The organism is Brevundimonas sp. SORGH_AS_0993, from assembly GCF_030818545.1.
Classification (GTDB): Bacteria; Pseudomonadota; Alphaproteobacteria; order Caulobacterales; family Caulobacteraceae; genus Brevundimonas.
The window spans coordinates 2,018,894-2,032,539 of record NZ_JAUTAH010000001.1 but is presented as its reverse complement, the minus strand read 5'-3'; the positions used below and the strand labels follow the sequence as shown (position 1 = coordinate 2,032,539).

Below are 13,646 nucleotides of genomic sequence, written 5' to 3'. Positions count from 1 at the left end.
GTCATCCTATTTCGCCCATCCAAAGTTGTAGACCGATCAAATGCTGTTCGCTCTACGCATTGACGCGGCGGCTAGAGCGGCAACACCGTCGTCGATTTGACCTCTTCCAACACCGCATAGGTCCGCGTCTCCCGCACCCCGGGCATGCGCACCAACACGTCGCCCAAGAAGGCGCGATAGGCGTCCATGTCGCCGACGCGGGCCTTGATCAGGTAGTCGAAGCCGCCGGCGACCATGTGGCACTCCAGCACCTCCGGCTGACTGCGGACGGCGGCGGCGAAGGCTTCGAAGACGTCGCCGGTGGTGCGGTCCAGCAGGACTTCGACGAAGATCAGCAGGTCTCGACCAACCTGAGCCGGGTCGATCATGGCGGCGTACCCGGTGATGACCTTCTTGTCGCGCAGGCGGCGCACCCGTTCGAAACAGGCGGCGGGCGACAGATTGCAGCGCCGGGCCAGTTCGGCGTTGGAGATGCGGGCGTCGGTTTGCAGCACCCGCAGGATGCGGCGATCCACGGCGTCGATATCGATCATCGGAAAAGCGCCCTTGAATGCGAATGATCTTCGGCTTGATGATCTATCATACGAAGCACTTTCAATGAACTCCGACATATAGGAGATGAATCCACAGGATTTGTCCGCCATGACCGCTTCAGCCTTCACGCCTTCGAGCCTGGCCGCCTGGGACGGGCTGGACCACGACAAGTTCCGCGACGAGCGCGCGGCCGTCGCCGCCAACCTGGCCCGCATCCCCCTGAATGCGGACGAACGTCGCGCCGTCGTCGCCGAGGCTACGGCCCTGGTCGAGCACGCGCGCCGCAGCCAGAAGAAACAGGGAGTGGTCGAAAGCTTCCTGCAGCAGTTCAGCCTGGGCACCCGCGAGGGTCTGGCCCTCATGTGTCTGGCCGAGGCCCTGCTGCGCGTGCCGGACGAGGAGACGCGCGACCGCCTGATCGCCGAAAAGATCGGCTCGGCCGACTGGGCGGCACACCTCGGCCAGTCCGACAGCCTGTTCGTCAACGCCTCGACCTGGGGCCTGATGCTGACCGGCAAGCTGGTCGATGTGGACGAGGAGGCGCGCACCGACCTGTCCGGCTTCCTGAAACGGATCGCGGGCCGGATCGGCGAGCCGGTCATCCGTCAGGCCGTGGCCACCGCCGTCAAGATCATGGGCGAGCAGTTCGTCGTGGGCCGCACCATTCAGGCGGCGCTGAAGCGGTCGAACAAGGAAGGCTGGCTGTGCAGTTTCGACATGCTGGGCGAAGGCGCCCGGACCATGGCCGACGCGGATCGCTACGAAACCATCTACGCCGACGCCATCGAGGCGGTGGGCAAGACCTCAAAGGGCCAGGGGCCGGAGCACGGCCACGGCGTGTCGGTGAAGCTGTCGGCCCTGTCGCCCCGTTATGAGGCGACGCACGAGGACGATGTGTGGGCGACCCTCTATCCACGCATCCTGCGCCTGGCCCAGATCGCCGCCAAATATGACATCAACTATACGATCGACGCCGAGGAGGCGGACCGTCTGGCCCTGTCGCTGAAGCTGCTGGCCCGACTGGCGCATGAGCCGTCGCTGGGTGGCTGGACCGGCCTGGGTCTGGCGGTTCAGGCCTATCAGAAGCGGGGTCTGGAGACGATCCAGCGGGTCGCCGACCTGGCCCGCCGTTCGGGCCGTCGCCTGATGGTGCGTCTGGTCAAGGGCGCCTATTGGGACACCGAGATCAAGCGCGCCCAGGTCTTCGGCCGCACCGACTATCCGGTCTTCACCACCAAGGCGGCGACCGATCTGAACTATCTGGTCTGCGCCAAGGCGATGATCGAGGCCGCGCCGGCGATCTACAGCCAGTTCGCCAGCCACAACGCCCACACCCTGGCCGCCGTGCGCCGCATGGCGCGCGATCGTGGCGTCACGGTCGAGCATCAGCGCCTGCACGGCATGGGCGAGGCGCTGTATGACGCCGCCATCGACAAATGGTCCGACGAGACGGTGATCGTACGCGCCTATGCGCCTGTCGGGGGCCACGAAGAACTGCTGCCCTATCTGGTGCGGCGCCTCCTGGAAAACGGCGCCAACTCCTCCTTCGTCCACGCCTTGCTGGACGAGCGTGTGCCCGCCTCGGCCGTCGCGGCCGATCCCATCTCCCTGGTCGAGCAGGCGCCCGACCGTCACCCCAAGATTCCGGTTCCGAAAAACATGTACGGCGATCGTCAGAACTCCCTCGGCCGCGACTACAGCCAGGCCGCAGACCGTGAAGCCCACGCTAAGGCGCTGCAGTTGGTTGATCGCGAAAAGCTGACCTCCGGTCCTCTGATCGGCGGACGCCTGCGCGCCGGGATCAACGCCCAGGATGTGACCAATCCGTTCGATCGCACTCAGGTGCTGGGCCATGTGTCGGAAGCGACCGAAGCCGACATCGACGCCGCTGTTGAAGCCGCCGCCAACGCCCAGGTCTCCTGGGACCGTCAGGGCGGCGCCAAACGCGCCGTGATCCTGCGCGCCATGGGGGAGGCGCTGGAGGCGGACATGGATCGCCTGGTCGCCCTGCTCAGCCGCGAGGCGGGCAAGACGCTTAACGACGGCGTCGCCGAGGTGCGCGAGGCCGCCGACTTCTGCCGCTACTACGCCCTGCTGGCCGAACGCGACTTCTCGGCGCCCGAAACCCTGAAGGGGCCGACCGGCGAAACCAACCAGCTGTTCCTGCACGGACGCGGCGTCTTCGCCTGCATCTCGCCATGGAACTTCCCTCTGGCCATCTTCACCGGCCAGATCGCCGCCGCGCTCGCCGCCGGCAACGCCGTCCTGGCCAAGCCGGCCGAACAGACGCCGCTGATCGCCGCAGAGGCCGTGCGCCTGTATCACAAAGCCGGTCTGAAACCCGACCTGCTGGCCCTGGTCCCCGGACGTGGCGAGACGGTCGGCGCCGCCCTGGTCACGCACCAGGGCGTCGACGGCGTGGCCTTCACGGGCGGCACGGACACGGCGGCGGCGATCAACCGCTCCATCGCCGCCCGCCCCGGCGCCATCATCCCCTTCATCGCCGAGACCGGCGGCCTGAACGGCATGTTCATCGACACGACGGCGCTGAAGGAACAGGTTATCGACGATGTGATACAGTCGGCCTTCGGCTCGGCCGGCCAGCGCTGCTCGGCGCTTCGCGTCCTCTATGTGCCCAAGGATTCGGCCGACGCCCTGATCGAGGGCTTGAAGGGCGCGCTGGCTGTCCAGACCGTCGCCGACCCCGCCGATCCCAAGACCGACATCGGCCCGGTTATCGATCCCGATTCCCGCCGCGCCTTGGAAGCCCACGTCGAGCGACTGTCGAAGGAGGCGAAGATCATCGCTCGCGCCGCCCTGCCGATAGGCGCCGAGAAAGGCGACCTGTTCGCCCCGACCATCGCTGAAATCCCGACGCCCGACTTCCTCGAACGCGAGGTCTTCGGCCCTATCCTGCACATCTATCGCTACGATAGCGCCGACCTGAGAACCGTCGCCTCCAAACTGGCCGCGCGCGGCTACGGCCTGACCCTGGGCGTCCACAGCCGCATCGAAGCCTTCGCCGCCGAAGTCGTCGATCTGGTCCCCGCCGGCAACGTCTACGTCAACCGCTCGATCACCGGCGCGGTGGTCGGCGTGCAGCCATTCGGCGGCGAGGGCTTGTCGGGCACCGGCCCTAAAGCCGGCGGCCCCAACAGCCTGATCCGATACGCGGCTGAAAAGGTGATCAGCGTCAACATCGCCGCGCAAGGCGGGGATCCGGCGCTGTTGAATCTCTAGGCCGTGGTGACAATTTAAGATATCCTGGATAGATGAGGTTCTGATTCAACGCTTCTCTTTGGAGGCGATGATGGAAGGCGAGGTTCTTCGGGACGACCAGTGGGCGCGGATCGAGCCGTTCGTTCCGGGCGGTCGCAAAGGCAAACGGGGTCCGCGCAGCAATGGTCGGCTGTTCGTGGATGCGTTGTTATGGATGGCGCGGTCGGGCGGGCGCTGGCGTGACCTGCCGGAGCGGTTCGGCCCCTACCAGGGGGCCAAGCGGCGATGTTATCGCTGGATCGAGATGGGGTTCTGGATCGCCTGTTCGAGGCGGTCGCCGCCGAGCCCGACCTGGAATGGGTCATGCTCGACGCGACCGTCATCCGGCTCATGCCCAGGCCGCCGGCGCGCGGCTAAAAAGGGGGGCGGACGCCCAGGCGCTTGGCCGTTCTCGCGGCGGCTTCGGAACCAATATCCACGTCTGCGTAGATGCACTGGGCCTGCCGGTGCGCATCCTGCTCGGGCCGGGCCAGCAGAACGACATGGCCCCCGCCTGCGACCTGATCGACGGTCTGGCCGCCCAGAACGTCCTTGCCGACAAGGCCTATGATGGCGACCGCCTGTATAAGAAGATCATCGATCAGGGGGGCGATCCCGTCGTGCCGCCCCGACGCCACCGCAAACGACAACACACCTACGAAGCCGACCTCTACAAGGAGCGCAATCGCGTCGAACGCTTCTTTAGCCACATCAAGCACTTCAGGCGCGTCGCCACCCGATACGACAAGCTCGCCTCCAACTTCAAAGGCTTCACCACCCTCGCCAGCATCATGCTATGGCTCAAATAGCTAAATCGTCACCGCAGCCTAGAGGGGGTTGACGATCCGTCTTCACAATCGTCCAAGGTGCCTTTGGCATACTTGCTGGTGACCATGACCTCGATCTGTATTGACGGCTTTAATCTCGCTCTCGCTAGGGGCTCCGGGATCGCGACATACGGCCGAAATCTCTTGGAGAATGTGCGTGCCCTAGGCATGGGGACGCAGGTTCTCTATGGGCCGTCTGGTGTTAAAAAGCCGCAGAACGTTCTCAACGAGGCCATGCTCGTTGATGCTGAACGTCCCCCTCAGAAGCTGAACCGTAAGCAAAAGGCGCGTCGTTGGAGAAATACGCTCACGTCGCCGCTTGGTCGGTCGCCTTATCCAATCATGCCGTCGGGGGAGGTTATTTGGCCGTCGCGTTCAGGCGGGATGCCGGCTGCAGACCGTTTCTGGGCCGCCCAGGATCTGTATTTCCTGGCTAACCGCGCTTTTCATGCCTACGGGCGATCAACGCCTGTTTCGTTTGCAGCGACATCCGACGCTCCGGCGCCCGACATCATGCACTGGACAGCTAATCTGCCGCTCCATGCTAAGGGCGTGGCGAACATCTACACTTTCCACGACCTGATACCGTTGCGTCTTCCTCACACCACGTTGGACGATAAAGCCAACTACATGAAGTTGAGCCGAGAGGTCGCGAGCCGTGCGGATCATATCGCGGTGGTGTCGGAAACCACGCGGCAGGATGTGATACGCTTGCTGGGTGTCGATGAGCGCCGGGTTACAAATACATATCAGGCCGTAAGCATACCGTCTTCCCTTTCTGATAGGCCACAAGCCGAAGTAGAGATGGAACTCGAAGGCGTATTCAACTTAGGTTGGAAGAATTACTTCCTTCATTTCGGCGCTATCGAACCTAAGAAGAATCTTGGACGCATCGTTGAGGCTTACTTGGCTTCAGGAACCCGAGCTCCTTTGATAATAATCGGCGGTCGGGCTTGGCTGGATGAAGGCGAGACGGCGCTTCTGGCACAGGTGAAGCGCGACGGCGGGCCCAATGCAGACCGCATCCGACAATACGATTATATGCCGTTCTCTCTGTTGATCAGCTTGGTCCGTGGCGCGAAGGCGACATTATTCCCCTCGCTTTATGAGGGCTTTGGATTGCCTGTTTTGGAATCGATGGCCCTGTCGACCGCTGTGCTGACGTCCACCGGCGGGGCGCTGCCGGAAGTCGCTGGGGACGCGGCGCTGATTGTCGATCCTTACGACGCACGCGCCATCGCTCGTGGAATTCAGGCGCTCGACGCAGACGCGGACATGCGGCTTAATTTCGAGACCCTTGGAAAGGTTCAGGCCGAGGCGTTCAGCCCGGCCGCCTATCAGCTCAAGCTTCGCGATCTTTACGCGAAGGTCGTAGGTTGAGTATCCGGCCCTTGACCCGGTCTTCCAATCGAGCGCAAACGAAGAAAAGGTCGATCTGCTCGGTCGAGGTTTATTCCTAGGTCCATTGCGGCAGTGCCATGATCGCTTCTATAAAAAGACATTGCAGGACCGTTCTCGCCTTGCTGATGAGGGAGATCATCACGCGTTTCGGGCGTGAGGGGCTTGGCTTTGTATGGCTGGTGGCCGAGCCGCTTGCCTTCTGTTTCGGAGTGATGGTGCTGTGGAGCTTCACCAAGCCCGCATACGAGCACGGAATTCGCCTCGCGCCATTCGTTATGACGGCCTATATGTCGCTGATTCTTATCCGACACTTGATTGGCTATCTAGCTGGTGCGCTGCAAGGCAACATGGGGCTACTCTACCATAGGCAGATTGGTTCATTTCATATATTCACAGCACGTGTCTTGTTAGAATTTGCAGGCGCTACGATCGCCTATGCGGTCGTTTATGTCTTTTTGCTTGCTGTGGGTCAGGTAAGTCCTCCAAGTAACTACCTGTTGCTGTATGAGGGGTGGTTTCTTCTTGCCTTCATATCCACAGGCTTTGCCCTGATCCTTACCGGGTTGGCCATGCGTTTCGATGTGATGGAGCGGTTGATCGGCCTGATTGGTTACTTGATGCTGCCTCTTTCGGGCGTGTTCACGATGGTTGCATGGCTGCCGGCGGGGTTTCGAAAAGTCCTCCTCATATTGCCTTTCGTGCATCCGGTTGAGATGATGCGCTCATCTGTATTTGGCGAGTTTGTCAAAACCTATTACGATGTTCCTTATGCGCTGGCTTTTGGTGCAGTTTTCAACATTGTCGGCCTTTTGCTTATCTCAAGCGCTCGACCACTAATCGAAACCGAATCCTAACTCCGCTGGGCGAAACCAATGAGCGAAACAAAGATCAATTATGTGGGTCCGATCCCCCAGCTCATCACGTCATCCCCCACGGAGACGCGCTGGTGGCGTCGCCTGCCGACGGGCTTTCTGAGCGTTGTGGTGGTTCCGACGCTTCTGGTTGCGATCTACTATCTGTTGATTGCGTCACCGCTTTATGTGTCTGAAGCGCGGTTTGTCGTCCGGCAGGCCAATCAATCGCAGGCGACGTCCCTGGGCTTCGTCTTGCAAGGCGTGGGACTGTCTGCCTCGGCTTCTGACGCCTTCGCTGTGCACGAATATGTGCTGTCTTCGGATGGAATTCAGGAGTTGCGCCAGCGCTTTGACCTTCAGAAGATTCTCGCGCCCCGAGGCGGTGATCCCCTCACGGGGTGGCCTCGGTTTTGGGAGGGCGACTCTGACGAGGGCTTGCGAAAAGCTTTCAAGCGGTTTGTCGTCACCGGATATGACGCAACGACAGGGATCAGCACCCTGCGTGTCGAGAGTTTTGATCCAAAGATCGCGCAGTCGCTCAATGTCGCCATGCTTGATGGGGGGGAGCGGCTCGTCAACCGAATGAATACACGCGCGACTGAAGACGCGGTTCGTGACGCCAAGCGAAGCCAGGAAGAGGCGCGGACGCGACTATCGGAAATCCAGTCTCAACTGGCGGCGTTTCGTAACCGGGAACAATTTATAGATCCTGCTCGCACCGCGACGGAGGGCTCTGCTCTCGTAGGCAACCTTCTTGCGGCGATCGCGAACTTGAAGGCGGAGCGTACGCAACTCGCCGCCGACGCACCCCGAAGCCCTCAACTTCCTATGCTGGATTCTCGTATCGCGGCTTACGAAAGTCAGGTTGCCACCGAACGCGCCAAGATCGCGGGGTCGTCAAACTCTCTCGCCAGCAAGATCAGCGGCTATGAGGACCTGTCGCTGCGGCGCGAACTCGCCAACAAGGAACTGGCGGAAGCCACCGCAGGCGTCGTCACGGCCGAACAGGAGGCTCGACGCCAGAAACTTTACCTAGAGCGCATCGTCAGCCCTAGCTACCCGGACAAGCCGACAGAGCCGCGTCGCCTCGTTGCGGTTCTTACGATGTTCTTTTCTACAATGCTGATTTACGGTCTGGGTTGGCTGATATGGGCGGGAGTGCGTGAACACCGTCAGCTCGGATGACCGATTTGGTGCCTAGCGAAATAGGGTTGCTGATCCAGGGGTTGAGTCGTACGCACCCGGGCGCGCACAAACCCTTGTTTTCTGATCTAAACCTCTCCTTGCGTCGAGATGGACGGCTAGCTCTGCTTGGTCGCAACGGGCAGGGCAAGTCATCCTTCATACGCATGCTCGGCGGGATCGACCGGCCTACGGAAGGCACGATTACCTGGAGGATGACTTCGTCTTGGCCCATTGGCTTCGCAGGGGGCTTTCAAGGCTCACTGACGGGAATCGATAATGTAAGATTTTTGGCGCGGCTCTACGACAGGGACTTCAAAGACCTGATGGCGAGGGTGGATGATTTTGCTGAACTAGGGAACGCTATGCGGCGGCCCGTGAAGCAGTATTCGTCTGGTATGCGGGCGCGGCTGGCTTTTGGGCTGTCCCTCGCGGTCGAGTTCGATTGCTATCTGATTGACGAATTGGTTGCGGTTGGTGACGCACGCTTCCAGCGCAAGTGTCAGGAAGAGTTGTTCCAGAATAGAGCGCATAGGGCGTTTGTAATGGCATCTCACAACACCGATATGGTTGCGAGTTATTGCGATCAGGCGCTGATCATAGAGAGCGGAAAGGCTAAGCTTTTTGACGATGTGCAAGAAGCTGTTGAAGTATACACGTGGTTGAGGGCTGCATAATTTATGGCGTTGCCTACTCATTGCGTTGTGCTGCCGCCGTGCAGGTCCTGGACGGGCTGGCGAAATGCAATTGCAAGCCAAGCCACTTTAAAAGGATGGCGCCTGTCCGATGCTTTGAAAAGAGACTCGATCGAAGATTGGCGTGACGGCGTTCTCTTCATCTGCACTTCTGTCGAGGCGGCTTTGGACAGAGGGGCAGATGTTTCTGAAATCGTGATACTGCTGGGTTTGCCAGATCTCGATGACGAAAGTCATGGTTCTTGCAACATCGAATCTATTTCCCGCTGCCTCTGGGACGCTGCTCGACTCGAAGGCGTGCGGCGGCTTGTACTGCCAACTGAAGCAGGCCGGCTGATAGAGATCGCTCCGGGGCTCGAAGTCGCTTGTCCAGATCAGCCGAAATCCGTCAGTTCGCGATCAGAGGCTGCGGCGGAAGCGCTTGGCCTGCTTATGGGTGAGGCTTCTGCGATCTGGTCGCCAGAACTCTTTAGTTACGATGTGCGATCTGTCGACCTAGCGATGTCGGGCCTGCCCTTCGACATCACAGGAAAGCCGCGTTTTTTGATCTCTGGACCTTATATCGTCATGCGGCCGGCAACCTGGCAGGCCAAGATCAAGTTTGGATTCGACGAGGGGGCGAGCCGTTCTCGTTTTCGCGTCGATTGGGGCGGCGTAGAGGTTTATGAGGCTCAGGAATTTTCCCCATCCAGACCTGGGTACTTCGAGATCATCATGGAGCACCGGTGGACTGAGGCCGCCTCCAGTGAAGTGCGGCTGGTTCAGCTGGAAGGCGTGTTCGACGGGCACATAAGTTTCGGCGGGGTTGAAATTACCGAAGTGTCAAATCCACCTAGCCTCTGAGAGGCGAGATTTGCGTTGGCTTTGTTCAAGCATCAGACGCCTTGGAACCCACAAAGGCTGCAGGCTCGGATCGTCGCTTAACGAAGACGCGACGTGTCGAGGGCGGGGTGGACCTGGCGGATGCAGATGCGGATTTGTTCGAGGATGTGATCCTCCGACCCGGCCCAGCCTTCGGTTTCCATGCGCAACATGCGGGCAGTCGAAAATTGCTGGGCCGCCTCGCTGAACCGCTGAGCCAGTTGCAGTGCATTGGCGTACTGTAGTCGGGCTTCGTAGGCGCGCGCGCCGACCTCGGGGGTCACGTATTGCAGGTACTCGCTGTACAGGGCCACGGCGTCCTTCAGCCGGCCCTGTTCCTTCACCGCATGGGCGAGGAGAAGCAGATAGTTTCGGCGACCGGCATCCACCAGTTCTTGCAAATCCGTTTCGGCCGCCGCCCATCGTCCTTGCGCCATGGCGGCCATCGCCGCATCGACCCGACCCTGCCAGGGGGCGTCAGCGGCTCTGGCCGCGCCGACGCGAAGCGTTTCGGCTATAGCTCCATCATTGGGGGCCAATTGCGCAGCGCGTTCATAGTAGTGGAGCGATTTCTCGGCATCGCCCTTCACCCAGAAGAAATGGCCGATCTGAACATTGAGGTCGGCGTCGTCAGGTCGCTGCTTGAGGGCTTCGAAATAGGCCGCTTCCGCAGCATCAAGCTCGCCGGCCTCCTTGAGCATGTGGCCCAGTTGCACACGCGGTCCGAAGCCGTCGCGAAGAACCAGAGCGCGGCGATAAAGATCCGCTGCGCCACGCCAGTCGTGCTGCGACTTGGCGACCTTGGCATCCTGAAGGATTCGTTTCCGCTCTGCGCTTGAGCGGGCATCAGCGATGCGTCTGAATGCAACATCGAGTTTCATTCGGCGACCCAGGTGAGGCTGACTTCTTGCGGCTTTACGATCCAGGGCTGATCGTCCGGCTCGCCTTTTCGGATGGCGAAAATCAGGACTTCGCACACCAGATGTTCCGGCAGTGTGCGAAACTCGCTGCAGAATGTCGCCTGGCCGGCGAAGGACATCGAGAAAAGCTTTTCAAGCCCTGCGTTGGCCGTCGCCTCTACACATATGACCGAGTCACGATGCTGCCGCCAATCCACGTTGAGACGCCAAAGGCCTGGCCGTAAGGGCTTCTTTGGCCCGGCAAGGACCAAGCCTTCGCTCACCTCCAGTCCGTCGTCCTTATAGCGCGCATTGTCCGAAAGCGCGTCGCCTGTGACCATTAGCCCGCGATCACCAAGCGACAACATCAGCACCAAGCGCTCGCTACGTTCCGCCGAGATGAGCGAGAACGGCGTGTCGCCGGTCATCCGGGCTACGATGGGATTTCGTCCTTCCGCACGTGCGATATCGATGATCTCTTGAATGATCTCCAATCGGCTGACGCCGGCATTCAGGCGATCCTGGAAGCGAAGCCGTTCATGAATCTGCAAATTCCGGCTCATGAGCCGATAGGCGGCGTAATCCAAAAATACGGCGTCGTCAGACGGCGCATGGCTCGTCAAAATCTCTTCCACCGCAATCTCGTCGTCCGGGCGGACAATGGCGGTTGGCACAACAGGCGGGGGCGAACTGGGCGTTCCGCTGCTGCGCGCCTGCAGGGCTGCCCAGATCCGAGATTTGTTCACCCCCCGGAGAATGGCCTGGGTAAGGGCATTGGCGTCGCGTGGCGTGACCGTCGTCGCTCCGAGCGATTCGATCGCAGCCCGGACAAACGCTTCAGCCGGGAGTTTCAACAGGGCAGCTGGTATTGCAGCGATATCGCGCGGCTTCGTCATTCAAGAAATCCTCATCAGATTGGCAGCGCGCTGGCCAACCACTTCCCAGCTGTGGGTTTCGGCGTAACGTCGCCGGGCGCGGTCATGCAAGGTGCGTATCGCATTGTCTTGGGCGAGACCCAGTATGGCTTCGGCCAGAGTTTCCACATCCAAGTTTCGCACGAGATGGCTGAAAGGCAGCAGGTCTCGGAAAACGTCCGAGTTCGAAAGCAATGTGGGTCGGTCCAGAGCTATGGCCATCCTAGCGGCGCCCGAAGCGCCTTCGGGAGAGGGGCCATAAGGAAACGCTAGCAGATCGCAAGGCGCCAGGAGCTTGACCACCTCTTCATCCGGCAAGAAATCATAGTTGGCCGTGACATGGTCTTCAAGTTTCAACGTCTTGATCAAGGCGTCTACCCGCGACCGCGCTACGCGGCTTTGACGCTCTACCCTCTGTGCGTTCGCCAGAACCAGACGGATGCGCGGGTCCGATTTGCGAGCCAAGGCGACCGCACTGACAAGAAGTTCCAGATTCTTGTGTTCTGTCAGGAATCCGAACGTGCCGACAACGAAGTTGTCGGGGTCAGGTCGTTGGGGGGCGCCCAAGATTCGGACGCCGTGTGGAAGGACTTCGCCCCGAAAACCCGCGCGGCCGAGTTCTTCCACGTCCTCAGCTGAGTGGGCGACGATGACGTCAAAGCCACTCAACCAGTCCGCATTAGACTGCAAGGTTTCGTGAACGTTGTGCAGCGTGATGATAAGTCGATCCCGACCGCGGCGAAGTGCGGGTACGACCTTTCTCATGTCTTCTGCGGAAAAGTACCCGGGATGGTGCTGGAACCAGATTACGGGCGCTCGGGTTGTGTTGCCGACTTGGTCGGCGAAGCGCTGCAGAGACGCGCCATCATAACCCCACAGTCTCGTCACGCCATTTTCTTTTGAGTTCGCTTCTGTCGGCTTGAGAGACCGCCGCGCCCAAACGTGGGCCAATCCGTCCTTGAGTGCAGACTCGCCATAGAGTTGCTCGGAGTACGTCGCGATCCCGCACTCCTCGTTCCAGGTCGAAACGACTTCAAATGAGGGGGTGGAAGAGCGTGATATCTGCTGCGTCGATAGTGATGAAATGACGCGGCTAGCCACGGCGTCCCATGTCAGCGAATCGGACGCTAATCGCCGTGCATTGGCAGACAGACGCCGCGTCAGTTCGGGTTCATCCACCGCCTGCTGAAGCGCCTTCGCGAAACTTTCAACATCGGGATCTTCCCAAAGACCGTAAGCAGAAGCGACGTGTGATTTGGATTTTGCCGGTCGGCTTTCGACAAGCAAAGCTGTTCTCTCAGTACAGAAATCGGCCTGCCCTCCTAAGCGCGCAGCGACGACAGGGATGCCCAGGTGCATCGCTTCTGCCAAAGGAAGCCCGAATCCTTCTCCCTTACTGACCAAAACGACGGCTGTGGCGCTCTGATAAAGACGGGCGATCCCGGCACCGTCGAGTGTTGAATCATCTATCACAATCCTTGGCGGGGTCGAGAACCGTGACTGCGTGTCCTCCACAATGCGGCGTACGACATTATGAGGGTTAGGGCTGGTCTTGATATAGAGTTCTACGTCGTCTCGATCGTTGAAAGCTCGACAGAAAGCTTCAACTAATTCGTCCGGCGCTTTCCGGGGAAGGCACGTTGAAATATGTAGTAGTCGTTTGGCGGTTTTTTCGAGCGGTTGATTGTGGCGCACCTGAGATAGAATCTGATCTGCGCCATTTCCTACAACGGGACACGGGATGTTGACGCCTGATCGTCTAAGGGCGTCGGACACATATCCGGCCGTCGTCATGATGAGGTCGAGGTCGCGATTGAAGCGCATGGCCATGAGGGGAGGAATCTCGCTTTCCTCCCAGGCCCAGCACACCAGCCCGTTCCTCTTGCCGGCCATACCGTGTGTCACGGGCGGCCAGGCATTGCGCAAATGCACGTCTACAGGATCGGCGTGGGCGACGGTTATGCCAGCCAAGCCGGCGCGTTGGAGTTCTCCTTCGCCTTCGCTGCGGTCGGTCGGTAAAATTCGAAGATCCAGCCCGCGCTGCAGCAGAGCTTTCGCCAGATGTCGGTTGACGATCGAGAGGCTGGCGAAGCCGCAAAACTGCCCTTCGATAAGCACACGGCCGATTGTCGAAGGATCGCCTGAATGCGTCATTCTGATTTCTTGCCTATCCATTAATTCGCCGTTCGGCCTGTCTCGGGTGGAATCGACCACCGAATTC

At 60.3% G+C, this 13,646-nt stretch carries 10 protein-coding genes and 1 pseudogene; 7 read left to right on the top strand and 4 right to left on the bottom strand.

Going from position 1 to position 13,646, the window contains the following annotated elements; all coding sequences use genetic code 11:
- Positions 1–71: 71 nt before the first annotated feature.
- The gene (locus tag QE389_RS10110) at positions 72–533 is read right to left on the bottom strand and encodes an Lrp/AsnC ligand binding domain-containing protein (protein WP_307366904.1); all 462 of its coding nucleotides are present in this window, start codon (positions 531–533) and stop codon (positions 72–74) included.
- Positions 534–642: 109 nt separating this feature from the next.
- Here QE389_RS10110 and putA point away from each other — a divergent pair, with 109 nt between their 5' ends.
- The 7 genes and pseudogenes from putA to QE389_RS10075 all read left to right on the top strand — a co-directional run bounded on the left by putA (position 643) and on the right by QE389_RS10075 (position 9,594).
- The gene (gene putA / locus QE389_RS10105; protein WP_307366902.1) at positions 643–3,774 is read left to right on the top strand and encodes a bifunctional proline dehydrogenase/L-glutamate gamma-semialdehyde dehydrogenase PutA; all 3,132 of its coding nucleotides are present in this window, start codon (positions 643–645) and stop codon (positions 3,772–3,774) included.
- Positions 3,775–3,841: 67 nt separating this feature from the next.
- Positions 3,842–4,601 (top strand): annotated as a pseudogene (locus tag QE389_RS10100) (IS5 family transposase).
- Between the two features lie 84 nt (positions 4,602–4,685).
- Complete coding sequence (locus QE389_RS10095) at positions 4,686–5,999, top strand: glycosyltransferase family 1 protein (RefSeq protein ID WP_307369024.1); 1,314 nt, start codon at positions 4,686–4,688, stop codon at positions 5,997–5,999.
- Between the two features lie 98 nt (positions 6,000–6,097).
- On the top strand, positions 6,098–6,874 hold the full coding sequence (locus QE389_RS10090) for an ABC transporter permease (protein ID WP_307366899.1): 777 nt from the start codon (positions 6,098–6,100) through the stop codon (positions 6,872–6,874).
- Between the two features lie 18 nt (positions 6,875–6,892).
- Positions 6,893–8,059 carry a chain-length determining protein gene (locus QE389_RS10085; protein ID WP_307366898.1) on the top strand — a complete coding sequence of 389 codons (1,167 nt, stop codon included), beginning with the start codon at positions 6,893–6,895 and terminating at the stop codon, positions 8,057–8,059.
- Positions 8,056–8,733: an ABC transporter ATP-binding protein gene (locus QE389_RS10080; RefSeq protein ID WP_307366896.1), complete on the top strand. Its 678-nt coding sequence runs from the start codon at positions 8,056–8,058 to the stop codon at positions 8,731–8,733. The genes QE389_RS10085 and QE389_RS10080 overlap by 4 nt, the downstream gene beginning before the upstream one ends.
- A gap of 3 nt (positions 8,734–8,736) precedes the next feature.
- On the top strand, positions 8,737–9,594 hold the full coding sequence (locus QE389_RS10075; RefSeq protein ID WP_307366894.1) for a hypothetical protein: 858 nt from the start codon (positions 8,737–8,739) through the stop codon (positions 9,592–9,594).
- 77 nt (positions 9,595–9,671) lie between these two features.
- On the opposite strand, the gene QE389_RS10070 is transcribed toward QE389_RS10075, so the two are convergent.
- The 3 genes from QE389_RS10070 to QE389_RS10060 are packed head-to-tail and all read right to left on the bottom strand — an operon-like array spanning position 9,672 to position 13,639.
- Positions 9,672–10,493: a lipopolysaccharide assembly protein LapB gene (locus tag QE389_RS10070; protein WP_307366892.1), complete on the bottom strand. Its 822-nt coding sequence runs from the start codon at positions 10,491–10,493 to the stop codon at positions 9,672–9,674.
- A complete protein-coding gene (locus QE389_RS10065) occupies positions 10,490–11,407 on the bottom strand; it encodes a hypothetical protein (RefSeq protein WP_307366890.1) in 918 nt (305 codons plus the stop codon). Before QE389_RS10065 ends, QE389_RS10070 begins: the two co-directional genes overlap by 4 nt.
- Positions 11,408–13,639, bottom strand: a complete 2,232-nt coding sequence (locus QE389_RS10060; protein WP_307366889.1) for a glycosyltransferase — start codon at positions 13,637–13,639, stop codon at positions 11,408–11,410.
- Positions 13,640–13,646 lie beyond the last annotated feature (7 nt).

Bases quoted from the DNA above. Each gene is read 5' to 3' on its own strand.
- QE389_RS10110 (WP_307366904.1), bottom strand. From the start codon at position 533: ATGATCGATATCGACGCCGTGGATCGCCGCATCCTGCGGGTGCTGCAA.
- putA (WP_307366902.1), top strand. From the start codon at position 643: ATGACCGCTTCAGCCTTCACGCCTTCGAGCCTGGCCGCCTGGGACGGG.
- QE389_RS10095 (WP_307369024.1), top strand. From the start codon at position 4,686: ATGACCTCGATCTGTATTGACGGCTTTAATCTCGCTCTCGCTAGGGGC.
- QE389_RS10090 (WP_307366899.1), top strand. From the start codon at position 6,098: ATGATCGCTTCTATAAAAAGACATTGCAGGACCGTTCTCGCCTTGCTG.
- QE389_RS10085 (WP_307366898.1), top strand. From the start codon at position 6,893: ATGAGCGAAACAAAGATCAATTATGTGGGTCCGATCCCCCAGCTCATC.
- QE389_RS10080 (WP_307366896.1), top strand. From the start codon at position 8,056: ATGACCGATTTGGTGCCTAGCGAAATAGGGTTGCTGATCCAGGGGTTG.
- QE389_RS10075 (WP_307366894.1), top strand. From the start codon at position 8,737: ATGGCGTTGCCTACTCATTGCGTTGTGCTGCCGCCGTGCAGGTCCTGG.
- QE389_RS10070 (WP_307366892.1), bottom strand. From the start codon at position 10,493: ATGAAACTCGATGTTGCATTCAGACGCATCGCTGATGCCCGCTCAAGC.
- QE389_RS10065 (WP_307366890.1), bottom strand. From the start codon at position 11,407: ATGACGAAGCCGCGCGATATCGCTGCAATACCAGCTGCCCTGTTGAAA.